Annotated in this window: 24 protein-coding genes and 1 tRNA gene; 19 read left to right on the forward strand and 6 right to left on the reverse strand. The window is 35.8% G+C overall.

All coding sequences use genetic code 11. From position 1 onward, the window contains the following. Nucleotides 1–36: 36 nt before the first annotated feature. The gene (locus tag NX902_RS05235) at nucleotides 37–327 is read left to right on the forward strand and encodes a hypothetical protein (protein ID WP_341160591.1); all 291 of its coding nucleotides are present in this window, start codon (nucleotides 37–39) and stop codon (nucleotides 325–327) included. 9 nt (nucleotides 328–336) lie between these two features. On the opposite strand, the gene NX902_RS05240 is transcribed toward NX902_RS05235, so the two are convergent. Further along, nucleotides 337–1,125 (reverse strand): formate/nitrite transporter family protein, encoded by a 789-nt coding sequence (locus tag NX902_RS05240; protein WP_047942853.1) that lies wholly within the window; start codon nucleotides 1,123–1,125, stop codon nucleotides 337–339. Between the two features lie 403 nt (nucleotides 1,126–1,528). Between NX902_RS05240 and NX902_RS05245 the strand changes: the two genes are divergently transcribed. Together NX902_RS05245 and NX902_RS05250 are read left to right on the forward strand one after the other, a co-directional pair. Then, nucleotides 1,529–3,016 (forward strand): MFS transporter, encoded by a 1,488-nt coding sequence (locus tag NX902_RS05245; RefSeq protein WP_095330246.1) that lies wholly within the window; start codon nucleotides 1,529–1,531, stop codon nucleotides 3,014–3,016. A gap of 419 nt (nucleotides 3,017–3,435) precedes the next feature. Further along, a tRNA-Gly gene (locus tag NX902_RS05250) sits at nucleotides 3,436–3,509 on the forward strand. 117 nt (nucleotides 3,510–3,626) lie between these two features. Here NX902_RS05250 and NX902_RS05255 read toward each other — a convergent pair. Then, nucleotides 3,627–4,292 (reverse strand): B3/B4 domain-containing protein, encoded by a 666-nt coding sequence (locus NX902_RS05255; RefSeq protein WP_095330245.1) that lies wholly within the window; start codon nucleotides 4,290–4,292, stop codon nucleotides 3,627–3,629. 92 nt (nucleotides 4,293–4,384) lie between these two features. Between NX902_RS05255 and queG the strand changes: the two genes are divergently transcribed. The 4 genes from queG (at nucleotide 4,385) to nfsA (ending at nucleotide 8,973) form a co-directional block, all read left to right on the forward strand. Then, complete coding sequence (queG, locus tag NX902_RS05260) at nucleotides 4,385–5,518, forward strand: tRNA epoxyqueuosine(34) reductase QueG (protein ID WP_095330244.1); 1,134 nt, start codon at nucleotides 4,385–4,387, stop codon at nucleotides 5,516–5,518. A 1,067-nt stretch (nucleotides 5,519–6,585) separates the two neighbouring features. Beyond that, nucleotides 6,586–7,464 (forward strand): amidase domain-containing protein, encoded by an 879-nt coding sequence (locus NX902_RS05265; protein WP_095330240.1) that lies wholly within the window; start codon nucleotides 6,586–6,588, stop codon nucleotides 7,462–7,464. 79 nt (nucleotides 7,465–7,543) lie between these two features. Further along, entirely contained in the window at nucleotides 7,544–8,017 is a 474-nt protein-coding gene (trmL, locus tag NX902_RS05270) for a tRNA (uridine(34)/cytosine(34)/5-carboxymethylaminomethyluridine(34)-2'-O)-methyltransferase TrmL (protein ID WP_163188428.1), read from the forward strand. Between the two features lie 200 nt (nucleotides 8,018–8,217). Continuing rightward, nucleotides 8,218–8,973: an oxygen-insensitive NADPH nitroreductase gene (gene nfsA / locus NX902_RS05275; protein ID WP_123259020.1), complete on the forward strand. Its 756-nt coding sequence runs from the start codon at nucleotides 8,218–8,220 to the stop codon at nucleotides 8,971–8,973. A gap of 152 nt (nucleotides 8,974–9,125) precedes the next feature. Here the strand turns inward: nfsA and NX902_RS05280 are convergent, their stop codons facing one another. After that, complete coding sequence (locus NX902_RS05280) at nucleotides 9,126–10,133, reverse strand: ketoacyl-ACP synthase III (RefSeq protein WP_095330237.1); 1,008 nt, start codon at nucleotides 10,131–10,133, stop codon at nucleotides 9,126–9,128. A gap of 283 nt (nucleotides 10,134–10,416) precedes the next feature. On the opposite strand from NX902_RS05280, the gene NX902_RS05285 reads away from it, so the two are divergent. Together NX902_RS05285 and yhbH are read left to right on the forward strand one after the other, a co-directional pair. Then, nucleotides 10,417–12,312: a PrkA family serine protein kinase gene (locus tag NX902_RS05285; RefSeq protein ID WP_047942845.1), complete on the forward strand. Its 1,896-nt coding sequence runs from the start codon at nucleotides 10,417–10,419 to the stop codon at nucleotides 12,310–12,312. A 259-nt stretch (nucleotides 12,313–12,571) separates the two neighbouring features. After that, nucleotides 12,572–13,747, forward strand: a complete 1,176-nt coding sequence (yhbH, locus tag NX902_RS05290; protein WP_047942843.1) for a sporulation protein YhbH — start codon at nucleotides 12,572–12,574, stop codon at nucleotides 13,745–13,747. Between the two features lie 291 nt (nucleotides 13,748–14,038). Here the strand turns inward: yhbH and NX902_RS05295 are convergent, their stop codons facing one another. Next, on the reverse strand, nucleotides 14,039–14,236 hold the full coding sequence (locus NX902_RS05295; protein ID WP_123259883.1) for a hypothetical protein: 198 nt from the start codon (nucleotides 14,234–14,236) through the stop codon (nucleotides 14,039–14,041). A gap of 127 nt (nucleotides 14,237–14,363) precedes the next feature. On the opposite strand from NX902_RS05295, the gene NX902_RS05300 reads away from it, so the two are divergent. Beyond that, nucleotides 14,364–14,765, forward strand: coding sequence for a hypothetical protein (locus tag NX902_RS05300; RefSeq protein ID WP_095330235.1), 402 nt, complete (start codon nucleotides 14,364–14,366; stop codon nucleotides 14,763–14,765). Nucleotides 14,766–14,858: 93 nt separating this feature from the next. On the opposite strand, the gene NX902_RS05305 is transcribed toward NX902_RS05300, so the two are convergent. Next, on the reverse strand, nucleotides 14,859–15,152 hold the full coding sequence (locus NX902_RS05305) for a hypothetical protein (RefSeq protein WP_095258692.1): 294 nt from the start codon (nucleotides 15,150–15,152) through the stop codon (nucleotides 14,859–14,861). A 115-nt stretch (nucleotides 15,153–15,267) separates the two neighbouring features. Here NX902_RS05305 and NX902_RS05310 point away from each other — a divergent pair, with 115 nt between their 5' ends. The 5 genes from NX902_RS05310 (at nucleotide 15,268) to NX902_RS05330 (ending at nucleotide 18,549) form a co-directional block, all read left to right on the forward strand. After that, nucleotides 15,268–15,756: a CBO0543 family protein gene (locus NX902_RS05310; protein ID WP_163188043.1), complete on the forward strand. Its 489-nt coding sequence runs from the start codon at nucleotides 15,268–15,270 to the stop codon at nucleotides 15,754–15,756. Between the two features lie 223 nt (nucleotides 15,757–15,979). After that, entirely contained in the window at nucleotides 15,980–16,153 is a 174-nt protein-coding gene (locus NX902_RS05315) for a hypothetical protein (protein WP_163188045.1), read from the forward strand. Between the two features lie 58 nt (nucleotides 16,154–16,211). Beyond that, the gene (locus NX902_RS05320) at nucleotides 16,212–16,604 is read left to right on the forward strand and encodes a DUF454 family protein (RefSeq protein WP_163188047.1); all 393 of its coding nucleotides are present in this window, start codon (nucleotides 16,212–16,214) and stop codon (nucleotides 16,602–16,604) included. Nucleotides 16,605–16,771: 167 nt separating this feature from the next. Beyond that, nucleotides 16,772–17,287: a hypothetical protein gene (locus NX902_RS05325; protein ID WP_123259882.1), complete on the forward strand. Its 516-nt coding sequence runs from the start codon at nucleotides 16,772–16,774 to the stop codon at nucleotides 17,285–17,287. Nucleotides 17,288–17,643: 356 nt separating this feature from the next. Beyond that, nucleotides 17,644–18,549 carry a phosphotransferase gene (locus NX902_RS05330; RefSeq protein ID WP_163188049.1) on the forward strand — a complete coding sequence of 302 codons (906 nt, stop codon included), beginning with the start codon at nucleotides 17,644–17,646 and terminating at the stop codon, nucleotides 18,547–18,549. A 61-nt stretch (nucleotides 18,550–18,610) separates the two neighbouring features. Here NX902_RS05330 and NX902_RS05335 read toward each other — a convergent pair whose 3' ends face one another. Next, nucleotides 18,611–19,591, reverse strand: a complete 981-nt coding sequence (locus NX902_RS05335) for an aldo/keto reductase (RefSeq protein ID WP_163188051.1) — start codon at nucleotides 19,589–19,591, stop codon at nucleotides 18,611–18,613. 212 nt (nucleotides 19,592–19,803) lie between these two features. Between NX902_RS05335 and NX902_RS05340 the strand changes: the two genes are divergently transcribed. From NX902_RS05340 to NX902_RS05355, 4 genes are all read left to right on the forward strand, one after another. Then, on the forward strand, nucleotides 19,804–21,006 hold the full coding sequence (locus NX902_RS05340; protein ID WP_123259025.1) for an ROK family protein: 1,203 nt from the start codon (nucleotides 19,804–19,806) through the stop codon (nucleotides 21,004–21,006). 196 nt (nucleotides 21,007–21,202) lie between these two features. Beyond that, the gene (locus NX902_RS05345; RefSeq protein WP_163188055.1) at nucleotides 21,203–21,967 is read left to right on the forward strand and encodes an SIS domain-containing protein; all 765 of its coding nucleotides are present in this window, start codon (nucleotides 21,203–21,205) and stop codon (nucleotides 21,965–21,967) included. A gap of 409 nt (nucleotides 21,968–22,376) precedes the next feature. Continuing rightward, the gene (locus tag NX902_RS05350; RefSeq protein ID WP_095330227.1) at nucleotides 22,377–23,798 is read left to right on the forward strand and encodes a 6-phospho-beta-glucosidase; all 1,422 of its coding nucleotides are present in this window, start codon (nucleotides 22,377–22,379) and stop codon (nucleotides 23,796–23,798) included. 136 nt (nucleotides 23,799–23,934) lie between these two features. Next, nucleotides 23,935–25,869, forward strand: coding sequence for a beta-glucoside-specific PTS transporter subunit IIABC (locus NX902_RS05355; RefSeq protein WP_095330226.1), 1,935 nt, complete (start codon nucleotides 23,935–23,937; stop codon nucleotides 25,867–25,869). The last annotated feature ends 2 nt before the right edge of the window (nucleotides 25,870–25,871 follow it).

The raw sequence follows: 25,871 nt of genomic DNA on the forward strand, positions 1-25,871 counted from the left end.
AAAGCGATGTTCAATCATCGCTTTCTTTTTGTTTTTGTGATGTTGGTGGTTTGGCTGATAAGGGAAGGAGTTTGGCTGATAAGGGAAGGAGTTTGGCTGATAAGGGAAGGAGTTTGGCTGATAAGGGAAGGAGTTTGGCTGATAAGGGAAGAAGTTTGGCTGATAAGGGGAGGAGTTTGGCTGATAAGGGAAGAAGTTTGGCTGATATCCGCAAAATTAGCCTTTAATATATTCTCTTATAGCGAAGGAAAAAAGGGAACTGATCCAAAAAATAATAAAAAACCGATTTCACACTCTGATATTCCAAGGAGAATCGGCTCTTTTTAATAAAAATGTTTATTTTTCGTCGTCTTCCATAAAAGGCTTATTAACGTAATAATACATAACCCCCATAAAACCAACCCCGCCAATTAAATTCCCTATTGTTACGGGCACTAAGTTGCGAATAATGGCTGGGATAGTGACAGCTGGATTCTGATCTAGTACATAAGAAATAGAGAATGTTGCCATATTGGCAATGCTGTGTTCATAACCTGAGATAAAAAAGCAGAAAACGAATAAAATCATTACCGTTATTTTAGCGATATCTTCCTTTAAAGCCATTGGGATAAAGAATGCTAAACACACAAGCCAGTTACATAAAATTCCTCGAAAGAAAAGTTCACTTATGGGTGCTTGCAATTTAGTTTCTGCAGCGTGAAGCAAAAAGTCATTGACACTAGGTGACTTAAATAGCCCTGTTAGTAAGATGAAAACAGCAAAGAAAATTGCTCCGACTATATTTCCTGCATAGCTAGTTCCCCAAACTTTAAAGACATCGGTCCACTTGATTTTTTTTCTTAGTGCAGCATAAGTATAGTAAAAGGTGTTTCCTGTAAATAAATCTCCGCCACCATAAGCGATAAGAATAATAGCTGCACCGAATACTAATGCTGCCATAGGATACGCAAAAGGAGATTCTACTGCATAGAAGAAGTTCCCTGTCTTAAATGCAACAATTACTCCAAATCCAATAAACATACTGGCGACAACGGCACGCATAAAAAAGCGAAACTTACTGCGTTTATAAATTTTTAATTTTTTTAAGGCTAATTTTTCTACTTCATAAAGAGATGCGCCTTCCATATTCTAATCCTCCTGAAAAAAGGTTTTCTTTGTTTTCACTGTAATAATGTTTCTTACCCTATTATTATCATGTTGATTCCTTAAGAGGTCAATAAAATTATGTGAAAAAAATCACAATAATAATATATATTCGAAATTTGTTCACATTTCTACTGAAAAGTTAACGATCTTATTATATTCCCAAATAGACTAAATTAAAAATATTCATAAAATATGCAACATTTTTCTGAAAATACTGTTAATTAAGACTGAGCTATGTATTGGAAAATAGAATAAAACGCGTAATATCAGCTTGGAATAATTTGTCGAAGAATTCATGTTATATTTTCTTACAAATGTATAGACTTTATATTTATTCAATCATAAAATAGAAGATGGAAACTAACAAGGGAGTGAAGAGCTCATGACTTCAGCATATCGCATTTCGATGCTTGTAAACGATCAGCCGGGAGTTCTGGCTCGTATATCCAGCTTATTTGGAACGCATCATGTTAATATTGAAGATATCAAAACGAAAAAATATAAACGAGAAGCAACGACTAGAATACAAATTTCTAGTTCGGCAGAAGAGAAGCAAGTACAAAACCTTATCCTAGGATTACAGGGATTAATGGATGTTGTAGAGGTGGATGCAGATGCTATTCATCAATCGGCTTTTCAGCAACGACTGCTTCAACGTACAAATACTATTCAAACCCTAAGAGAGCAAAAAACACTAAGTAAAAAAGTATCTTACTGGCTAGTTGCCTGTAGCTTGTTCTTAACATTATTCGGTACGAATATTCCTGCCTCCCTGTATTCGCTTTACCGTGTAGAATGGGGACTTACATCGGGAATGATTACCCTTGTATTTGCTATTTATGCTTTTACGGTTATTCCAGCAATTGTGATTGCGGGGCAATTATCCGACCAGATTGGAAAAAAGAAAGTACTTATCCCGGGAATTTTCTTTTCCCTTATAGGAACTCTTTGCTTCACCGTAGCGAATGGTCTGGGAATGCTGCTTATTGGTCGCTTATTCCAAGGATTATCTGTTGGTATTTTAAATGGGGTAGCAGTAGCTGCTTTAACGGAGCTTGATGAGAATAAAAATACAAAAAAGACTGCGTTAATATGTGCTCTTGCTGTTACGCTTGGGAATGCATTCGGCCCAATTCTCTCCGGATTACTTGGTGATTTTGCTCCAATCCCATTGAGATTATCCTATTATGTACATTTATTATTTATCATTCCATGCTTTATCTTCCTATTTTTCTTAAATGAAAATATTAAACCTGGTTTAAAGCCTGTTCAATTGAAGAAGCCATTTGTTCCAAAAGAGATTATGAAACCATTCTTACTAGCATCATTTACTTCTTTTGTAGCATGGTCGATTATTAGTATGTTTATGTCGTTAATTCCGTCTAATCTGTCTAGCTTTACAACGGTAACTAGTTTAACAATATCAGGCGTAGTTGTAGCACTTGGATTAATCGCTGCTGCTTTTAATCAAATTTTATTAAAACAATTATCACTAATGAAATTAATGACAATTGGATATGTGTTTCTTGCATTGGGTCTTATCTTTCTAGTTATTACGATTGATACGAAATCACTGACCTTACTGTTGATTTCTGCTGTATTGATTGGTGGAGGAAATGGACCAGCTTATGCAGGAAGTCTGGCACTAGTTAATGAAGTAGCTCCAAGTAAAACGAAAGGAAATATTGTATCTACTTTCTTTGTCATTACTTATCTTGGTGTGAGCCTGCCAGTTATTGGTCTTGGCTATTTATCTCAGTCTTTCGGGGTAGCGGGGGCTGTAACGACTTATGTACTCATTATGGGAGTACTGTTAGTAGGAATTGCAGGCTTTGCATGGAAAGAGGGGAAATCCATTTTTCCTAAATGAAATATTCTAAATTAAAAGGCCGGATTTACTTTTAAAAAGTAAACTGGTCTATTGTCATCCCTATCAATTAAAAGTAAAAGAATTGTAAAGGAATAAAAAAGTATTAATAATTATCTCGATGTTGAATAGAATGTTGATGTAGAAGATTTGGCAAGGGAATCTGCTATGATATATCATAGAAACGAATTGGATGGCCCCATAGACAGAGACGATCTAGGAGGCTAGCTTGAAGGTTTGAAAAGATAGGTAGATTCCCTTAACCAATGAAAACTATATGCAGTAGATTGGTGCAAGAAATAGAAACGGAAAGAAATAATAAAAAATTTGTCGAAAAAAAGGTTGCATTTTTTACATGATGGTTATATAATAAAAAACGTGTTAAGGACATGTTAAAAAACAGTAAAGAAAACTTAATAAATGCGGGTGTAGTTTAATGGTAAAACCTCAGCCTTCCAAGCTGATGTCGTGGGTTCGATTCCCATCACCCGCTCCATACATAACTCACAACGCAGTGTTTCGTTTCATTAAGAACGAAGCATTGCGTTTTTTATATTTTACGAAGAAAATAGTTGGAAGAGGCGTTTTATAAAAAACGCTTCTCCCAACTATATTATTCCACAATGGAAAATGTGGCTTCTCCTCCATGAACTTGTAGAAACATTTTAAGTAGAGATTCTACCATTTGTTTGGCTTTTTCATTTGCAATAGAGGGTGGGAGATAAATGATTTGAATGGCATTTTTCGTAGATGATTGGACAGGGGCTCTGTCTGAATCGACAAAGGGGCTTCCAAATGGACCAAGTTCATCTTCTGATACAATCAAATTTTCAATCGAATTTATTCTTCCGTTAAGACCAGCGTATTGTTCGCTTTCTTTTCCGATACGTATGTTTATTTTTCCTTGAAGATTGGCACAATCATAAATACCGATCGGAATACCATATTGAAGGGAAAAGAAGTTATTAATATCAATACTACTATTAATTGGTTCTAAGTAATTCTGTTTTTTGATGCGTCTCAGCAGGCTTTCGGCTGAATGACGATAACGATTTGGATCTTTGCCTGTCTTTTTAAAGATTTCCCGCCATTCTTTTATAGAAGGGATATCCGTTACATTACTATCTTCTAAATCAAAAAAAATAGACTCTTGAAAAAGTCGCATCCGCCCTTTAATCATTTGCGGGGTGTCCATTACTTGCATGCCTTGATAATGAATGAAGCCAATCTTAAAATTGGGTATACGTTCTTTAATCTCTTTTGCGATTGAAATATCCAATATATACACCTCCAATATAATAGTTGTCTATGTTATTCTATATTTTAGCGTAATCTTTATAAAAAACCAATGAAAAGGAAGGAGGGGGCCCTATGGATTACCGTGAATTCAAGAAAGATATCATTGCATATAGTAAAACGATCGGGATCGATAAAATAGGCTTTACGAGTGCGAGCACCTTTGAAGAAATGAAAGTACGACTAATAACCCAGCAGGAGTTAAACTATCAATCTGGTTTTGAAGAGAAGGATATTGAGAAGCGGGTAAATCCCTCCCTTCTATTACATCAGCCAAAGTCCATTATTTCGATTGCATTAGCTTATCCTTCTAAAATGAAGGAAAGAGTAGTTAGCAAAAAAGGGGAGCGCAGAGGGATTTTTTGTCGTGCTTCCTGGGGAACAGATTACCATGTTGTTTTAAAAGATCGCTTGCAAAAGCTTGAAGATTATATAAAAGAACGAATTCCAGATGCTTTGTGTAAGTCAATGGTTGATACCGGGGAATTAGTGGATCGTGCAGTTGCCCAGCGAGCGGGAATTGGTTGGTCTGGAAAAAACTGTGCAATCATTACTCCTGAATTTGGTTCGTATGTTTATTTAGGCGAGATGATTACCAATCTTCCAATCGAGCCTGATACACCGATGGAGGATCAATGTGGAACTTGTAATAAATGCATTGATGTATGTCCAACAGGTGCCCTTGTTCAAGGTGGACAATTAAATGCACAAAGATGTATAGCATTTCAAACACAGACAAAGGGCTTTTTAGCGGAAGAATTCAGAGAAAAGCTTGGAAATCGAATTTATGGCTGTGATACATGTCAAACGGTTTGTCCAAAAAATAAGGGCATTGATTTTCATAATCATCCAGAAATGGAACCAGACCCTGAAATCGCAAAACCATTGCTTCAACCACTTCTTTTTATCAGTAATAAAGAATTTAAAGAAAAATATGGTCATATTTCTGGTTCATGGCGTGGGAAGAAGCCGATCCAGCGTAATGCGATTATTGCACTTGCCCATTTTAAAGAAGAAGGTGCAATCGGTGATTTAATTACAGTCATGAACAAAGATCCAAGACCAGTAATAAGAGGAACAGCCGCTTGGGCACTTGGGAAAATCGGCGGCGATGAATCAAAGACAGCCCTAGAATCAGCCAAACAACAAGAATCTGATCATGAAGTATTAAAAGAAATGGACGATGCATTACAGCGGTTAGCAAAATAATTAATAGGAATGAATGCTGAAATTTTTCGGAGGAAGAGGAAAAGAGGCGTTCATAAGTCGGATGAAAGCCGAAATCCCGTGGAGGAAGAGGAAAAGAGGCGTTCATAAGTCGGATGAAAGCCGAAATCCCGTGGAGCAAGAGGAAAAGTGGTGTTCAGCAGTTGGATGAAAGCCGAAATCCCGTGGAGGAAGGGGAAGAGTGGTGTTCATAAGTCGAATGAAAGCCGAAATCTCGTGGAGCAAGAGAAAAAGTGGTATTCATAAGTCGAATGAAAGCTGAAATCCCGTGGAGCAAGGGGAAAAGTGGTGTTCATAAGTCGAATGAAAGCCGAAATCTCGTGGAGCAAGAGAAAAAGTGGTGTTCATCAGTTGGATGAAAGCCGAAATCCCGTGGAGCAAGAGGAAAAGTGGTGTTCAGCAGTTGGATGAAAGCCGAAATCCCGTGGAGGAAGAGAAAAAGTGGTTTTCAGCAGTTGGATGAAAGCCGAAATCTCGTGGAGGAAGAGAAAAAGTGGTGTTCATCAGTTGGATGAAAGCCGAAATCCCGTGGAGGAAGAGGAAAAGTGGTGTTCATAAGTCGAATGAAAGCCGAAATCCCGTGGAGCAAGAGGAAAAGTGGTGTTCAGCAGTTGGATGAAAGCCGAAATCCCGTGGAGCAAGAGAAAAAAAAGTGGTGTTCAGCAGTTGGATGAAAGCCGAAATCCCGTGGAGGAAGAGAAAAAGTGGTGTTCAGCAGTTGGATGAACGCCGAAATCCCGTGGAGGAAGAGGAAAAGTGGTGTTCATAAGTCGAATGAAAGCTGAAATCCCGTGGAGCAAGGGGAAAAGTGGTGTTCATAAGTCGAATGAAAGCCGAAATCTCGTGGAGCAAGAGAAAAAGTGGTGTTCAGCAGTTGGATGAACGCTAAAAATCCACAGAGCAAGCAGAAAACAGGCGTTCATTAGAAAAATACTCTTTATCATTTTAACAAATTAATACGAGAAGAAAAAAGAAGGCTAGCAATGCCTTCTTTTTTTGTATACTTCTACTCCGCTTTAACATAGTTATTAATGAAGGGAGTAGATGGAATGAGACAACAATTAATGGAGTTAATCGAGAAAAGGATTCAGCAATGCGTTACAAAGGATAGGGAAGCAATAGTGGATGAAAAATTAGAGAGAAAAAGAAATAGCATGTATAAAAGAAAGGCTGAAATTGTTCATGTAAAGGCAAAAGGGAAAATTGAAGATATGGAAAAAAAGGCGGATGAGACAGAAGAATTAGTGTATTCTGTTCATCTTCAATATTTTATCAAGCAAGGCGAGCTTTTTTTGATTGAAGAAGAGGTGGAAAATAGAAAAGCTGTTGTTTACAAGGGGGTAATAATTGAAGATACAGAGGTTCTCCCAGCTTATCCAGAAGACTATCGAGAGGTGCCATTAGCGGAAGAATGGCGAGAAACGAAAGAAAGAGAAAGCCGCTATAAGTATGATCGTTTAAAGGCTGTTCAATATGCAGAAAAATGGTGGAATAGCTATAATCCGAAATACCATCAATTTGAAGTAGATTGCACCAATTATATATCTCAGTGTGTCCATGAAGGCGGGGCACCAATGAGAGGCTATCCTAATCGAAATAAAGGCTGGTGGATGCAAAATAATAATTGGAGTTATAGCTGGGCCGTAGCAAATGCGTTCCCAAGATACTTAGAAACCTCTACTGCTGGCTTGCGGGCAAAGCGGGTGGATAGTGCCATGGAGTTAAAGCTTGGAGATGTCATTTGCTATGATTTTGAAGGTGATGGGAAATATAATCATACAACGATTGTTACGGGAAAAGATGCGAATGGCGAGCCATTAGTAAATGCGCATACGTATAATAGTCGCATGCGTTACTGGAAATATGAAGATTCGACAGCTTATACACCGAATATTAAATACAAATTTTTTACGATTATTGATGGATAAAAAAGAGATTTATCTCTTTCGCATTTCCTTTTCACAAAGTGTATAATGGAACGGAAAGTAATAGTTAGAGGTGACAAACTTGGCAATACATATTGTTTTATACCAACCACAAATTCCTTCCAATACAGGCAATATAGCCAGAACATGTGCGGGAACAGACACGGTGCTTCATTTAATTCGACCATTTGGATTTTCTATGGAGGATAAAGCGTTAAAGAGAGCCGGCTTAGATTATTGGGAGTTTGTTAAGATTTATTATTATGACTCTTTAGAGGAATTTTACGATAAAAATGAAGGTGGAGCTTTTTACTATGTGACGAAGGCAGGGGAAACTCCATATGACTCCTTCGATTACAGTGCGATAAATAAAGAGCATTATTTTATTTTCGGAAGTGAAACAACAGGTCTCCCTGAAGAAGTCATTCAGAATAATGTAAATAAAACGTTACGAATTCCAATGACGGACAATATTCTTTCCTACAACCTTTCGAATACAGCAGCTGTCCTTATTTATGAGGCTTTAAGACAGCAAAACTTCGCTCATTTAAAATAAAATGAAACCAGAAAACTGGATAAATCGAAACAAGTATACGAAGATTCTACGTATACTTGTTTATTTTTTTGAAATACAGTGAAAAAAGCAGCTAGTTTAGCAAGCTAATTCTTTTGGTCTAAAAGATTATTGGTATATTATATTATAGTTACTATCAGTAATTTTGGGAGACAATAAGAAAAAACAAAGGAGAAGATCTCATGAATCAAACAATCGAAACCATACTCAATCATCATTCTGTTAGAAAATTTACAGATGAGGAGTTAACACAAGAGCAAATTCGTCTCCTTGTTGAAGCTGCGCAAAGTGCTTCTACCTCTAGCTTTGTACAAGCATATAGTATTATTGGGGTAAAGGATAAGGAGAAAAAGAAAAAACTAGCAGTCCTAGCCGGAAATCAGCAATACGTAGAGAATAATGGTCATTTATTTATTTTCTGTGCTGATTTATATCGTCATACAGTTGCTGCTGAAATGGAAGGAAAGAAGGAAGCCGCTCAGGACTCCATTGAAAGCACGGAAAAGTTTATGGTAAGCCTTATTGATGCTGCGCTTGCTTCGCAAAATATGGCCATTGCTGCAGAATCATTAGGACTTGGTATTTGTTATATAGGTGGTATTCGCAATAATTTAGTGGAAGTAAGTCAGCTATTGAAAACGCCTGATTATGTTCTGCCGTTATTTGCTTTAGTAGTAGGTCATCCAGACCAACAAACAGAGAAAAAGCCTAGAGCTCCTTTTCATCATATTTATCATGAAGATCAATATGAGCAAGATGAAGCACAATATAAAAAAGGTCTACAGGAATATAATGAAGAAATCAAAGCTTATTATCAGGAAAGAACAAATGGAGCAAGATCGGATACATGGACTGCGCAAATGGCTGCTAATTTTGAGCAAAAATCACGTATGTATATGAAGGAATTTGTGCAGCAGAAGAAGTTTGATTTGAAATAAGTAAAAAAACAGTGTCGAGGAATACTGAAGGGTTTCGTTTTAAGATGCAAATCGATAAAATGACAGAAATGACGTGTGAATTTGACACGTCATTTTTCTCGCTTTAAAAATGATTAATGAACTTTTAATAAATAGTGGCATTAAGATGTTCTTTATAACGTACTTGTTTCATTATTAGCTTCGTCAAAATTTATTTCTAAAAGTTCTCCAGCATGAACCAAACCTGAACCAAAGCCGTACATTAGTACTTTGTCCCCGTTCATTACTTTTCCTTCTCGAATACCTAGGTCAAGTGCTAAAGGGATGGAAGCAGCAGAAGTATTGCCAAATTTGGTTAAGCTATATAATGTTTTTTCCATCGGATACCCCAATTTATCACAAATAGGTTCGATTAGCCTTAAATTAGCACTATGAGGTATAAACCAATTTATTTTATCCATACTGATATGTGTTTTATCTAAAATTTTCTTAACATTGTTTGGCACATTCCTAACAACCCATCGAAAAACTTCTCTACCATTTTGAACAAGATACTCTGTATCTATTAATTCAATATCATTTACTTTTTTTGTCAAGCCAGGACGATATACAAATTGTGCTCCGCTTCCATCACTTCCTAAATGAAATCCAATGAAACTGCTTGTTTTCTCGTCTCTTTCCACTAAAACAGCTCCTGCACCATCTCCAAATAATATACAGGTACTTCTATCGTTGTAATCCGTAATCTTTGATAATGTATCCGCACCTATAACAAGTATCTTTTTGTGTAGTCCGGATGCGATATATCCGTGTGCGGTGTGTAAGGCATAAACAAATCCTGCGCAAGCTGCACTTAAATCAATGGTACCTGTATTGGATATTTCTAATTTATTCTGTATAATGCTTGCTACAGAGGGAAATGGAAAATCAGGTGTACTTGTTGCTACAATAATCATATCTACATCATTAACTTTTTTATTGTACCTTTGCATTAAATCTTTAACAGCAGAGATACATAAATCGCTAGTGAATTCATCAGAACGAGCTATTCGGCGTTCTTCTATTCCAGTCCTTTGAATAATCCATTCATTATTTGTATCAACCATTTGCTCAAGTTCTAAATTAGTTAATCTTCGTTTAGGTACATAAGTACCGATAGCTGTTATTCTCGCTCCGACCATTTGATCCACCTCATATTTTATTATTAGTTAGTATTAGTACCTAGTGCTAATTATAAAGGTATATTTTTACAAGTCAATTTTTCTTTTTTGATGGTTTTAACTTCTAATACAAGAGCGTAAGAAATTAGTGATTATAAGATAGCGGTCCCCCTACGAAAGAAAAGGTTTTTCCTCCAATTAGTTCGCTTCACTAAAAAAACTATTCCCTCTTTTAAGCATGTTCGTATTCGCTGGTGCATAGATTATATTAATCGTCTCTGATAAAGTGACAGGGGAGGTCCATATGAGTATATTAAAGAAAATCGAGATGCATAGACAAGAAGAAGAGTTGTTGAAGTGGGAAGGGACATTTGAAGAGTACCTAGAAATATTGAAGGAAAAGCCATGGGTTGGTCAATCCGCGCATTCAAGGGTTTATAACATGATTAAAGATGCAGGTATTGATGAAGTAAATGGAAAAAAACAATATAAATTTTTCTCTGATCAGCTCTTTGGTTTAGAAGAGCCGTTAGAAAGATTAGTAGAGGAATATTTCCATCCAGCTGCTAAGCGTTTAGATGTAAGGAAACGTATTCTATTACTAATGGGTCCAGTCAGCGGTGGGAAATCGACATTGGTAACCATGTTAAAAAGAGGCTTAGAAGCATATACGTACACGGATCGTGGAGCGGTATATGCGATTAAAGGCTGCCCAATGCATGAAGATCCACTTCATATGATCCCACATAGTCTAAGAAAAGATTTTTATGATGAATATGGAATCCGCATTGAAGGAAACTTATCACCACTTAATATGATGAGACTTCAGGAAGAATATAATGGAAAAATCGAAGATGTAATCGTCGAAAGAGTATTTTTCTCAGAAGATAAGCGAACTGGAATAGGAACCTTTAGTCCATCTGATCCGAAGTCCCAAGATATTGCTGACTTAACGGGAAGTATTGATTTCTCGACAATTGCTGAATATGGATCTGAATCAGATCCAAGAGCCTATCGCTTCGATGGCGAGCTGAATAAGGCAAACCGAGGGATGATGGAGTTCCAGGAGATGTTAAAATGCGATGAGAAATTCTTATGGCATTTATTATCCTTAACACAAGAAGGAAACTTTAAAGCGGGAAGGTTTGCTCTCATTTCTGCTGATGAGTTGATTGTGGCCCATACAAATGAAACGGAATATCGCTCCTTTATTTCCAATAAAAAGAATGAAGCACTGCATTCCCGGATTATTGTCATGCCAGTTCCATATAATTTAAAAGCATCAGAAGAGGAAAGAATCTATGAGAAAATGATTCGCGAAAGTGATGTTGCCGATGTTCATATTGCCCCACACACTTTAAAGATAGCCGCTATCTTTACGATTTTAACTAGATTAAAGGAGCCGAAAAAAGGTGATATTGATTTAGTGAAAAAAATGCGTCTATATGATGGCGAAAGTGTAGAAGGCTTCAGTTCGGCTGATTTGAAGGAACTGCAAAATGAATATGGCGATGAAGGAATGAGTGGCATTGATCCCCGTTATGTGATTAACCGGATTTCTTCTACCATTATTCGCAAAGATGTCACAAGCATCAATGCATTAGATGTGCTTTTATCTATAAAAGAAGGCTTGGATCAGCATTCTTCTATTACGAATGAATTAAAAGAAAAGTATTTAAATTGCATTTCCTTAGCACGGAAGGAATATGATGAAATTGCGAAGAAAGAAGTACAAAAGGCATTTGTTTATTCGTATGAAGAGTCAGCGAAAACGTTAATGGATAACTATTTAGATAATGTAGAAGCCTATTGCAATAAAAATAAGCTTCGTGACCCATTAACGGGCGAGCCGATCAATCCAGATGAAAAACTAATGCGTTCGATTGAAGAGCAAATTGGTATTTCCGAAAATGCAAAGAAATCTTTCCGTGAAGAAATCTTGATTCGCATTTCTGCCTATGCAAGAAAAGGAAAAAGATTTGATTATAACTCTCATGATCGCTTACGGGAAGCTATCCAGAAGAAGTTATTCGCAGATCTGAAAGATGTTGTAAAAATTACTACATCTACTAAGACACCAGATGAACAGCAATTGAAGAAAGTAAATGAAGTGGTTGCACGCCTTATCGATGAACACGGCTATAATTCCACTTCAGCAAATGAGTTGCTGCGTTATGTAGGAAGCTTATTAAATCGTTAATTAAATTGGTCAAGGAGGAACAGGCTAAAAGACGTCTGTTCCTCTTTTCGCCTAAAGATAAAGAAAAGTGAATAATTGGAGCATATCTAAAGCTTTTTCTAAAAAAAGTAAAATTATCGAAATTATTAGTAAATTATTTAAGACAACTGCATATGATAGAGTAATCACTTTATTTAGATAGAGTGATACCCAAATTAGTGTATGCGCAAAGGACTTCATATGTGCACAAAACGTAGAAAAAATTTTTAGGAGGGGTAAAATGACCGAAAAGCAAAATAAACATCAGTTTGTAATATCCCAAGAAAATTGGTCCCTCCATCGCAAAGGCCACGATGATCAACAGCGACATCAGGAAAAGGTGCAGGAGGCCATTAAAAATAACCTCCCTGATTTAATTACAGAAGAAAACATCGTCATGTCAAATGGGCGAGAAGTTGTAAAAATTCCGATTCGTTCATTAGATGAATACAAGATTCGATATAATTACGATAAAAACAAACATATTGGGCAAGGGAATGGAGACAGTCAAGTTGGCGATGTGGTCGCACGCGATGGTTCTGGAAATCAAAAAGGCCCAGGAAAAGGGCAAGGAGCAGGAGATCAAGCAGGAGAAGATTATTTTGAAGCAGAGGTCTCTTTAATGGAATTAGAAGAAGCTCTATTTAAGCAATTAGAATTACCGAATTTAAAACGAAAAGAACAAGATCAAATTGTTGTGGAAAATATTGAATTTAATGATATTAGAAAAGTAGGCTTAATGGGTAATATTGATAAGAAAAAAACAATGATCTCAGCATTTAAGCGCAATGCCATGTCTGGGAAACCAGCATTTCACCCGATTTATCCCGAGGATTTAAAATTCAAGACGTGGAACGAAGTACAAAAACCAGAGTCCAAAGCAGTTGTCCTTGCGATGATGGATACGAGCGGCTCGATGGGGTTATGGGAAAAGTATATGGCAAGAAGCTTTTTCTTCTGGATGACGAGATTTCTTCGCACCAAATATGAAACAGTAGAAATAGAATTTATTGCCCATCACACGGAAGCAAAAGTTGTGTCGGAAGAAGATTTCTTTTCTAAAGGAGAAAGCGGTGGCACGATTTGTTCTTCTGTTTATCGCAAAGCATTAGAATTGATTAATGATAAGTATGATCCAGGCAGATTTAATATTTATCCCTTCCATTTTTCAGACGGAGACAATTTAACGTCCGATAATGCTCGATGTGTCAAGCTAGTAGAAGAGCTGATGGAAGTATCCAATATGTTTGGCTATGGGGAAGTTAACCAATACAATCGACACAGTACGCTCATGTCTGCCTACAAAAATATTCAAGATGAAAGATTCCGCTACTACTTACTAAGACAAAAAGCCGATGTGTTCAATGCTATGGCAAGTTTCTTCCGGAAAGAGGAGGAGGGACAGATGTACGCATAAAAAATAGAAGCACAACTCATCAAATGGGTTGTGTTTTTTTGATAGGACAAGTGTGATGGAATAGGACGTCTATGTTATAATACTTTTTTCTTAAGAGCACTCTCTCATTTGGCCATTATTAGACTCTTTTTGACAAAATGGTACTTATGTAGGCCTAACAAGTCTAAATGTATACAAAATTTAATGACTGATACAAGTCTTTACTTTTACAAAGATTAAAACTTAGAGAGACCATCACTTTGTGAAGAATGACTAGTAAGAAAGAGTAAAAAGGAATATTTTTGTGTTTTCTTATTTAAGCTTGTTTGCATCTTCTTCAACAGTACTTCTATTTTTTAATGTTTTTTTAAATTCAGAGACACCGATAAATAGCATCCAAATACTCAAAGGAATAAAGGCTATGACAAAAAGTTTATCGGTAATCATATCCATCATAAATAAAATCAGAATAAAAATTGTTAATATAGTAGCAAGAGAAAATCTATTCATTTTCATCCCCAATTCTTAAGTAGATTGTTTACCGTTTGGTAATTGATATTATACAATACTAGCAAATATTAAAAAAGAGTAGGTTTTACTCCGATATTAAATTAATTCTAGAGAAAGAAGTGGAAAAATGACGAGTCATTATTTTATTGCTACCATGCGAGCTATTCCTGAATTTCATGAAGGAGACAATAACTACTCTTTTCTAAGTGGTGAAGCATATAAAGAGGTATTACCTTTTACATTACCATATGTTTATGAAGTGGATGAAGATGATAGAGAGTTAATAATCTTTCTTGATGACTTTATGCAATTAGGGGATGTTGTGGAACACTATATTTATGAAGAAGGACGAAATGGTATAACGCTCTCTGAAAATTTTCCAGAAGAAGCAAGAACCATTAATCTTTGGAAGAAAACGTATAAGGATCAATATGGTGCATATCAATTGGATCCTAAAAGATGGCGGGAAGATCTTTCAAGCCGAACCATTGCTTCTAAAAGAAGTGTCACTACATTTGTGAAAATATAGCTAAGAAGTTACTTATTTGAATGGCAGAGAAACTTTCCATGCATCCTCAAATAAACTGTATACGATTAAATATGGTTGCGATTGAATATCTTATCATTTGCCTGCCTTTTTCTTCCTCTTTTCAAGAAAAGTTAAAATCGTTGTTTTCATAGAAGCATAGGAACCAATGGCTGAATAGCCGTAAAACCAGCCCATAAACAAACCAGCAACAAGACTATGTCTATGACTAATAAAGACAGAAATCAATAATCCCAAAGCTAGGGCGATGGTCGGAACATATTTTTTCGGTATCTTTATCATCATTTTCAGTAATTGTGTCATAATCATCACTACAGGGACTGCGATGACAGCATCCCAGAAGTTTGTTTGTATAGTTGGGAAATCCATTACATCCACCACCTTTACGGTTTAGTATTCCATTTACCTTTGTAACTAATACATAATTCAAAAGTATCGAATAAACCGCTCAAGGAAGCGCATATTAATGCTGAGGTGGTATTTAATGGAGAAAAATAAAATGGAGAAACGATTTTTAAATGGATTACTTATCGGGAATTTATTGATCCTGCTGCCGATTTTATATAGAAACCCCCCAATTAGAGATTGGATTATTGTGTTTGTGTATAATGCTATTACCAATGGTTTGCTTGATATGCTTTTAACATCTCATAAAGTAATTAGATATCCAGTTCGCTTTCTGCCGAAGATATTTAATATACATATATTATTTGATTTCTTAATTTATCCGACATTTACTGTTTTCTATAATCAATTAACGAAGAGAGATAAGCCCTTTGCTATTTTCTATAAATTGATTTTTTTTACTCTTCCCTTTTTTATTATTGAATTATGGGCTGAAAATAAGACAAAATTAATTGAATGGAATAAGTGGTGGAAATGGTACTATTCTTTTCTAAGCATAATTCTTAAGTCATTAATAACAAGATTCGTTATCGAAATGTTAAGGAAAATGAACTTTTTGACAAAATGAGCTAATTTGCTTTCTCTAAAGTTTATGTATTTACAAACAAGGGGAAAATATTGGAGACAGACTAAATCTTTCTATCCCATTTTAAAAGAAAACATAGTTATTTCCTTCTTTTTATTGTAAAATGGCGAAGTAGAATAGTGTAACGTAGATTGTTTCATTCAATAATAGTAATTACATACTGTACGTGATTAGGATAGAAGTTAATCCTAAGAAAGGAAAGCAAATGACAAAAATCGTAAATATCATTCTGTTAATTAATGTCATTGGAATTGTTCTTTATGCAGCAGGAGTGCTTGATACGGATATCTTCCGTGTGGAGTTTTTATCCTCTGGTGTAATTATGCTTCTTTTTGGTTTAAGAGATGTTGTTAGAGGAGCGAAAAGAAAAAGACGTTAGGAATTTGGCCGTTTATGAAATGGAATGTTGCTTAAAAAGGGTAGGAAGGGAGCAAAAGATGAAGCCTATTTATCGATGGATCTATATATTTCTAGGGACAGTTTTTTTGGTTTTAGGAATAATTGGAGCCTTTTTGCCTTTGCTGCCAACTACACCTTTTTTATTATTAACATCCTTTTTCTATACACGGGGTTCTGAGCGTATTAATAAATGGTTTCGTTCTACAACGTTTTATCGTGACTATGTGAAAGGATTTCGTAAAGGCGAATTGACGAAAAAGCAGAAAATCAAAATCATTATCACGTGCTATATCTGCTTAGCTGTCAGTGCTATCCTTGTAGATCATTTCTATACTCGAATCATGCTGGGCTGTATTGCGATTGTTCAAGCCATTTCAATGTTTATCATAAAGACGAAAAAAGAGGAACCGGAAGTAATCATAAAAGAATAAGAAAAAAAACAGTGGATGACCTTTTTTAAGGAATCCTTTTTTTGTACTTATAGGTTAATAGTTGAAAAAAATACTTATTTAATAGTAAAATAGGATTCTAGTAATTTCCAATTAATAGCCTCAAGATAATTCCCCAGTTATACTAACATTTCCTATTGGAGGTAAAGATGAATAAAATTTCACAAGCAGAAGCAGTTAAATTAAAAAGTGTCCTTTCTAAGCGAATTCATGAACTAGAGGAGGAAATGGATAGAGTTGCATTTGTACAAGTTGAAGCAGGCAAGCCTATTCCGAAGCAAAAACGAACAATCCTTGATGTAGAGAAAGAGCTAGAAGAAGTACGAGCTGATTATCGATTGCTTGATAAATTAATGTATTGTGCCAATATCGAAAACGAAATTAGCTTTGAAAATACGAATATCACCATTGTGGAAGCAATTGAACTGGCGACACAGCTCCGCGCAAAGGCACGAAAATATAAAGAGTTTGCGGCAGCGGAAAAGGAAGAATACGTCTATTCTTATAGTGAAACAGTTCAACTAATGAAGGTAGCGACCTTTGAACCAGAGGAATATCGTATAAAAAGCTTAGAATGTGAACGAAAAGCAAACCGTTTATCCAATTTAATTAACAGCAAAAACTATCAAATTGAGCTAGAATTTGATGGGGAAAAATATTTTTAATTTTTTTTAGCATGCTTAACGGGCAGGCATCAAAATTGCTGCTCCTGCCTTGAAAAAGTGCGGAAGGAACGCCACTTACTTATCCATTTTTGCCTTGAATAGGTGAGACTCCTATTCAAGGATAGAAGGATTTCTCTTTTTGTGTACAAAGGTACGTTTACATGGTGCTGGCTAAACCAATGACCACTAACCTATTACTCGTTTACCCTTTACTTTTTACCAATTATTGCAATGGTGGTTGCGGACCATTTAGTCCTCTAATCCTTCTATGACGAAGCCGATCAAAGAATAGATTTTATTCTTTGGTTGGCTTTATTTTTGTTTATCATTAAAATGATTAGAAAGGAGGGAGTCTAATGCCAAATATATGGGAGCCCGAATACACCATAACAAAGGAGCAAGCTTCTCAATTGGTGGAGGAACAGTTTCCAATCAGTGTGTATTCTATTAGAGAAATAGGGGAAGGGTTTGATAATACAATCCTTCTCGTTAACGATTGTTATACGTTTCGCTTCCCAAGAAGAGAAATAGCGGTGAAACTTTTAACAAGTGAATGGGAGCTATTGCGGATTATTGCAGATCAGCTGCCTATCCCCATACCTAAGCCGGTTTATATAGGGTCAGCGAGCAGGATCTTTCCGCGAATTTTTATAGGATATGAGCATTTACCAGGAAATACTCCAGAAGGTTTAACGAATAAGGAAAGAATTCAGATGGCAAAGCCATTAGCACGCTTCTTGAAAAAATTGCATTCTTTCTCCACCGAGCAATTCAAGCTTGTTCCATACGATGAATTTGATCGACTTCATATTGATAAAAGAAAATCCCGCTTAATCGATTCGATTAAGAAGCTGCGTATGCATGAAGATATAGCTTTATTCCATTTAGTAGAAGACTATGCAAAAAAATTAACCCATATAGCAGTCCCAACTGTTCATGTCCTTACACATGGTGATCTCCATATTCGCAATATGCTTATTAATGAAAAAAAGGAACTAACGGGAATTATTGATTGGGGAGATACGCATATTGGTCATCCTGCCGTGGATTTATCGATTGCCTACAGTCTGTGCCCTTCTGAAGGGAGAAAACAATTTTTTACTAACTATGGCGAAGTAGATGATACTACGTTGAAACTCGCTCAGTTTAAAGCAATATTTACGACAATAACCTTGCTTATCTACAGTATAGATAAAAAAGATTGGGAACTTTATCAAGAGGGGAAAATTAGCTTATCTTTCGCTTTAATGGGAGAAAACTAATTTTTTTCCCTTTTTTAAAATAACCGGACGAACATTAATGGTTACGCCCGGTTAAAAAAAATTATTTGAACCCTAGAACTGGATGTGGGACATATGGTTCTTCTAAGCTAGCGATTTCTTCGTGTGACAATTGTAAAGAAAGTGCAGCAACCGCATCTTCTAGATGATGCAGTTTCGTTGCACCAATAATTGGAGCAGTAACAGGCTCTTTTTGTAAAACCCATGCAAGGGCAACTTGGGCACGAGGCACACTGCGTTTTTCTGCTATTGCTTTCACTCGCTCGACTACTTGACGGTCTGCTACTTCTGTTTGGGAGTATAATGTTCTTGCAAAGGCATCCATTTCTTTACGCGTACTTGTGTCTTCCCAATCTCTAGTTAAGCGGCCGCGTGCCATCGGGCTCCAAGGGATAACTCCAATACCTTCTTCTTTACAGAGGGGCAGCATTTCTCGTTCTTCTTCTCGGTAGAGCAGATTTAAGTAATTTTGCATGGAAACAAAACGAGTCCAGCCATTTTTCTCTGCTACATGATTTGCTTTTAAAAATTGCCATGCAAACATGGAGGATGCACCAATGTAGCGGGCTTTGCCAGCTTTGACAACATCATGTAATGCTTCCATTGTTTCTTCAATAGGTGTTTCATAATCCCATCTATGTATTTGGTAGAGGTCAACATAGTCGGTGCCAAGCCTTTTTAAACTATTATCAATTTCACTCATAATTGCTTTGCGGGAAAGACCAGCTCCATTAGCACCTGGACGCATTCTTCCATGTACCTTTGTAGCAAGCACAACTTCATCACGATTGGCAAAATCACGCAATGCCCGTCCTACTATCTCTTCACTTGATCCATCAGAGTAGACGTTAGCAGTATCAAAAAAGTTAATGCCAAGCTCCAATGCTTTTTTGATAAAGGGACGACTATCATTTTCTGTTAATGTCCATGCATGTCCGCCACGATCGGGTTCCCCATAACTCATACAACCAAGACAAAGACGAGAGACTTCTAAACCAGTAGATCCTAATTTAACATAATCCATTTGCTACTCCTCCTTTTGTTTTATTATAAAAGAGTGGCTATTCATTATGCGAGAGAAATGAATTAGGTCTTAAATAAAGAATCCATGTTAGTCTTTTTTAAAGAGTAATATAAAAATAATTGGAGAAGCAGCTGGAGTTTAAGGGATTTTGATAAAGGAATGATTTAATTCTTCCATATTATTCAATAGGTATGATATATTAACAAAAAAACATGGAACAGAGTGATGATATGTTAAAGGAATTTTTATTAGATACTTCCGAGAAAAATAATATCAAAAAACAAATTTATAAATACATTCATTTACATAAAAGAGCCTCTAAGAACGAGATGTTACAAGTATTTCATTTACCTCAAACAACTTTAACAAGAATTATCTATGAATTACATGATAAAGGATATATATACAATGATGGAAAAGGAGAACCAACAGGAGGAAGGCCACCTACCTATTATGCGGTTCTGCCAGATGCTGCATATGTGATTGGGATTGATATATCTAGGACACATGTAACTTGTATTCTTACTAATATTGCCTTTGAAGAATTAGGAAAGATACAAACAAAGCTTGAGACTACAGATACACCAGATAGATTAGTTCCTAAATTGATTTCGGATTTAAGGAAGTTATTAGAGATGCATAAGATTGAGGAAGAGTACTTACTCGGAATAGGGATAGGTTCTGTTGGCCCGCTGGATAGGGAAAAAGGAATCATTCTTAATCCTGATAGTTTTGCAGCTAGTGCATGGAATAATGTACGAATTGTAGATATTCTAAAACAGGAATTTCCTGTGCCAATCACTTTAAACAATGGTGCAAATACAGCAGCATATGCAGAATACTACTTAAACAGTTTGTTAGATGATTCTATTTTGTATTGTATCAATGGATATGGTGTTCGAACTGGATTTTTAGAAAGAGGAATAATCGGCAATAATCATGAAGGTGATTCGAGTGCAGCTGGGCATATCGTTATTGATATTAATGGAAGACAATGTATTTGTGGAAAAAAAGGATGCTTAGCCACTTATACAACCTATGAAGCACTATTGGAAAAAATAATGGAGAAAAAGGAAGTTTCTTTTCCAAAAAAGGAAATCAATGCTTTTGAATATATTATAGAAGCAATAGAAAAGAATGATCCATTAGTAAAAGAGTTAGTTTTAGAATCAGCCTATTACTATGGTATTGGGATAAGTAATATGGTTAATATATTGCATCCTACAAAAGTGTTTTTGCATGGAAAATTAATATATCAATATCCTTCTTATTATCAAGAAGTAGTAAAAACGATTAAAAATAATGTATATCAAAAAGATACTATTATTATTCAAAAAAGCACTATAGGAGAAAAATCCGTTGCTTTAGGCGGTGCAATCGAGCTTTATAATACTTATTTTAATATGCATAACTAATTACATCCATTAGTTAATTTGTTCTGCATATTACGAGGTGGGATGAGGAGAATATTCTTCATCCTTATTTCTATTTTGGTAATAATCAAAGATAAAGAGATAACTTTCATCCATTTTGAAAAAAAGTTGTGATAATATAATTACATATAGTTTTAGGAATACTAGAACTTAAAAAGGTGGATAAAGGGGTTATCTAATGAAACTCGAAAGTTTGGTAAATGAACGATATAATTCTTTTAGCGACGGAGAAATGGAAATAGCAAAATATATCTTACAAAATAAAGAAATCATCCATACGTTAAGCATTAACCAGCTTGCAAATAACAGTTTGTCATCTAAATCATCAGTCCTGCGATTTGCTCAAAAACTAGGTTTTTCTGGATTTACCGAGCTGAAAAATTTCATGAAATGGGGGAATTTTTTTTCAGATAATCCTGTTGTTAATAGTAGTCTAGGCGAACAAATCGTAAATAGTGTTACTACTACAATTGAACATTTAAAAAATATGAATATGGACGAAATGTTTCAAGCAATTGATAGCAGTGAACATATTTATATTATTGGCACAGGCTGGGCACAACAGAACCAAGCCTCTGAATTACAAAGAATGTTCTTAGGTGTGGGGAAAGAGATGCAGGTGCTTCCTTTTGGGCATACAAGCCTTTATCAACTAATGATCGAAAGAATGTGTGATAAAGACTTACTTATAGTCTTTTCCGGATCGGGCAATAATCCGATTCTAAAGGAAGCATTGACTACCCCTATTCTAAAGAATGTCAAAATAGTTGGGATTACTGCCAACTCCAATAATTGGTTAGCCAATCATTCGACATTTAATATTTATGCCTATATAGATTCACCAACAAGTATGAGAAATATTTATTCTTTATATAGTCCAATTCATGCCATTATTGAAATGTTAGTCTATAGTTATGCCGAATATCTGAATAGAAAAACATAATTACTGTTTAGTTATGATCAAGAGATTAAACTTCAAATAAATTACGATTCCAGTCATAAATATAATAAAGCTATTTTTATGGCTTCGTCCTTATTCAAACCTAGTCCTTATAAAAAGGCTAGGTTTTTTTGTATATAAAAGGAAGAATCACATCGAAGATATAGTTTGGATATCTAGAATATTCCCAAACTATGAAGCGCTTTCCCAAGATTGCTAGAAATGATCCACAAATAGCAGGAATAAATTATAATTCGTTTAGAAGGCGCTTTCGTAAATGAAAAGAATTAAACATTATTATTTCATTGTATAAAGGATAAACAAGAAACAAGGTATTAGAGCGAGTGAATTAGTAATCTAGAAGGATAGTTACAGGCAAGATTCTAGAAGAGCAAAGAAAGGGAGACGCAGAATGAGTTTACCAAAGGACTTTTTATGGGGTGGAGCCATTGCCGCTAACCAGGCTGAAGGTGCTTATCAAGAAGGCGGAAAAGGACGAGCGTTAGTAGATATTTTGCCTGCAGGAAAAGAACGCTGGGAGGCATTATATAATCCTAAAAAAGCTTTAGAAACAAAATATGACTATTATCCAAGTCATAGGGCAATTAATTTCTATCATACGTATAAAGAGGATATAAAGTTATTTGCTGAAATGGGATTTAAAGTCTTTCGCACATCTATTTCCTGGCCGCGGATTTTTCCAAATGGGGATGAACTGGAGCCCAATCAGGAAGGACTTAAATTTTACGATGATCTCTTTTCTGAATGCCATAAGTATGGAATGGAACCACTTGTTACAATAAACCATTTTGATACACCGCTATATTTGGTTGAAAAGTATGGTGGCTGGAGAAACCGTAAACTCATTGAATATTATGAACGATATGCAAAGGTAGTTTTCGAGCGTTATAAAGATAAAGTGAGATATTGGTTAACATTTAATGAGATTAATATGCTTCTTCATATTCCGTTTTTTGGTGGAGGATTAATAATCGATGATGATGAAAATGCTGATCAAATAAAATTTCAAGCAGCACATCACCAGCTTGTTGCCTCCAGTTTGGCAACGAAAGCAGCAAGAGAAATAAATGGCAGCAATTTTAAGATTGGATGCATGTTAGCTGCTGGTGAAATTTATCCATACTCTTGTCATCCTCATGATCTATTGAAATCAGTGAAAGAAAATCAAAAACAATATTTCTTTATTGATGTTCAGTCACGCGGTGCTTATCCGTCTTATACTAAACGGATGTTTCGTGAATTAGGTGTGAATTTGCAGATGGAAGCAGATGATGAGCGATTACTGAAAGAATATACAGTTGATTTTATTTCGTTTTCTTATTATTCGTCGCGCTTAACGAGTGCAGATCCTGCTATCAATGCAGGTAATAAATCTGGTAATGCGTTTGGTTCCCTACGAAATCCGTATCTTGAAGTATCTGAGTGGGGATGGCAAATTGATCCAATCGGGTTACGAGTAACGATGAATAACTTGTATGATCGTTATCAGAAGCCACTATTCATTGTAGAAAATGGATTAGGTGCGGTAGATAAACTGGAGAATGAAACGATTGAAGATGACTACCGAATTGATTATATGAGAGAACATCTTAAACAAATGATGGAAGCGGTTGATGACGGAGTAGACTTGTTAGGCTACACCTCTTGGGGATGTATAGATCTTGTTAGTGCAGGATCTGGTGAAATGAAAAAACGCTATGGTTTCATTTATGTAGATCTAGATAACGAAGGAAATGGGACAGGCAAACGATATAAGAAAAAGTCATTTGATTGGTATAAAAAAGTAATTGAGACAAATGGGGAAGAATTGTAATTCCAGTTAAAAAACCAAGCGTTCCAGCATTGATGAGATTATTGGAAAGCGCTAATAGTTTTACTGGTTAATATTTATGCCTATTAGTGGGGTTGGATATCTCTAGTTTTAGAAAAATTAGAAAGAGGGCTCAAAGATGAAATATGAACAATTGGCGAAAGATATTATTAAAAACGTCGGTGGAAGAGAGAATGTCAACAGTGTTGTCCATTGTGTAACGCGATTACGGTTTAAATTAAAAGATGAAAGTAAAGCGAATACAGACATACTAAAGAACATGGAAGATGTTATCACTGTTATGAAAAGCGGCGGGCAATATCAGGTAGTAATTGGAAATCATGTACCTGAGGTATATAAAGCGGTTGTAGAAGTTGGTAATTTTCAATCTAATTCATCTTTAGTAGAAGAAGATTCAGGAGAGAAGCAAGGACTTTTTAATAAATTTATAGATTTGATTTCTGGTATTTTTGCTCCGACGCTAGGTGTATTAGCAGCAACTGGTATGATAAAAGGGGTAAATGCTTTATTTGTAGCATTGGGCTGGTATGCAAATACATCAGGGACATACCATATTCTTAATGCCGTTGGGGATTCCTTATTTTACTTCTTCCCTATTTTCTTAGGATATACAGCAATGAAGAAATTTGGTGGTAATCCTTTTATTGGAATGGCAATCGGAGCTGCATTAGTTTATCCGACATTATCCGGATTGACTGCAGGTGATCCGCTGTACACCTTATTTGCAGGAACACTTTTTGAATCGCCAATTCATATAACATTTCTTGGAATACCGGTCATTTTAATGTCTTATTCTTCTTCTGTAATTCCTATAATAATTGCAACCTATGTTGGATCAAAGCTAGAAAAGTGGTTCGCACAAGTAATTCCAGCAGTTGTTAAAACTTTCTTAGTACCTTTCCTTACGTTGTTAATTAGTGTACCATTAACATTTATTTTTATTGGCCCAATTGCAACTTGGTTAGGTAAGCTATTAGGAGAATTGACTCTGTGGGTCTATGATTTAAGCCCGATTATTACAGGTATTGTAGTTGGTGGTTTGTGGCAAGTATTTGTTATGTTTGGCTTGCATTGGGGATTAATTCCGATTGCTTACAATAATATTGCAGTACATGGCAGTGATTATATCTTAGCATTTAATTCAGCAACATCTTTAGCAACAGCTGGGGTTGTGTTAGGTGTTTTAGTCCGTACAAAGCAAAAAAAATATAAAACATTAAGTATTCCAGCTTTTATCTCCGCGATATTTGGTGTTTCCGAGCCTGCTATTTATGGAATTACCCTGCCGTTAAAAAGACCATTTATTATTACCCTTATTACTTCTGCTATAGGTGGATGTATTATGGGAATTATGGGAACAAAGGCATATACAATGGGAGGACTTGGTATTTTTGGTTTGCCGACCAAAATTAACCCCACTGATGGCTTCGATATGGGATTCTGGGGAGCAGTCCTCGCGATGACATCCAATTTAATAGTAGGGTTTATTCTAACATACTTATTTGGCATCGATAAGAATAAAGAAAAAGAAGAATTAGCAAAACAAGAACAAGCTGCAAAGGAAAAAGAAAGTCCAAACAATCCGCAAGGTACTGCTAGTAATGAAGAAATATATAGCCCTCTTAAGGGAGAAGTAAGAATGTTAGCAGATGTAGAAGATGCAGCATTTTCTTCGGGGACACTTGGAAAAGGGGTTGCCATTAATCCCGCAGAAGGAAAATTAATATCGCCGGTGGGCGGAACAGTTACGGCCCTCTTTCCTACGAAACATGCTATCGGGATTACAACAGACGCAGGAGCGGAAATTTTAATTCATATAGGAATGGATACGGTACAATTAGGAGGGAATTACTTCACAGCTTATGTTAAAGATGGAGATCGAGTAGAAAAGGGCCAGTTATTAATAGAATTTGATATGGATAAAATCCAAGAATCAGGTTATTCATTAATTACGCCAGTTGTTGTTACTAACTATGATCAGTACAGAGATATAATAGTTGCAGCCGGACACAAGATTAATTTTGGCGGAACCTTAATGGCGCTAGAAGCCTAATA

It is taken from the genome of Niallia sp. FSL W8-0954, from assembly GCF_038005605.1.
GTDB classification, from domain to species: Bacteria; Bacillota; Bacilli; order Bacillales; family Cytobacillaceae; genus Niallia; species Niallia circulans_A.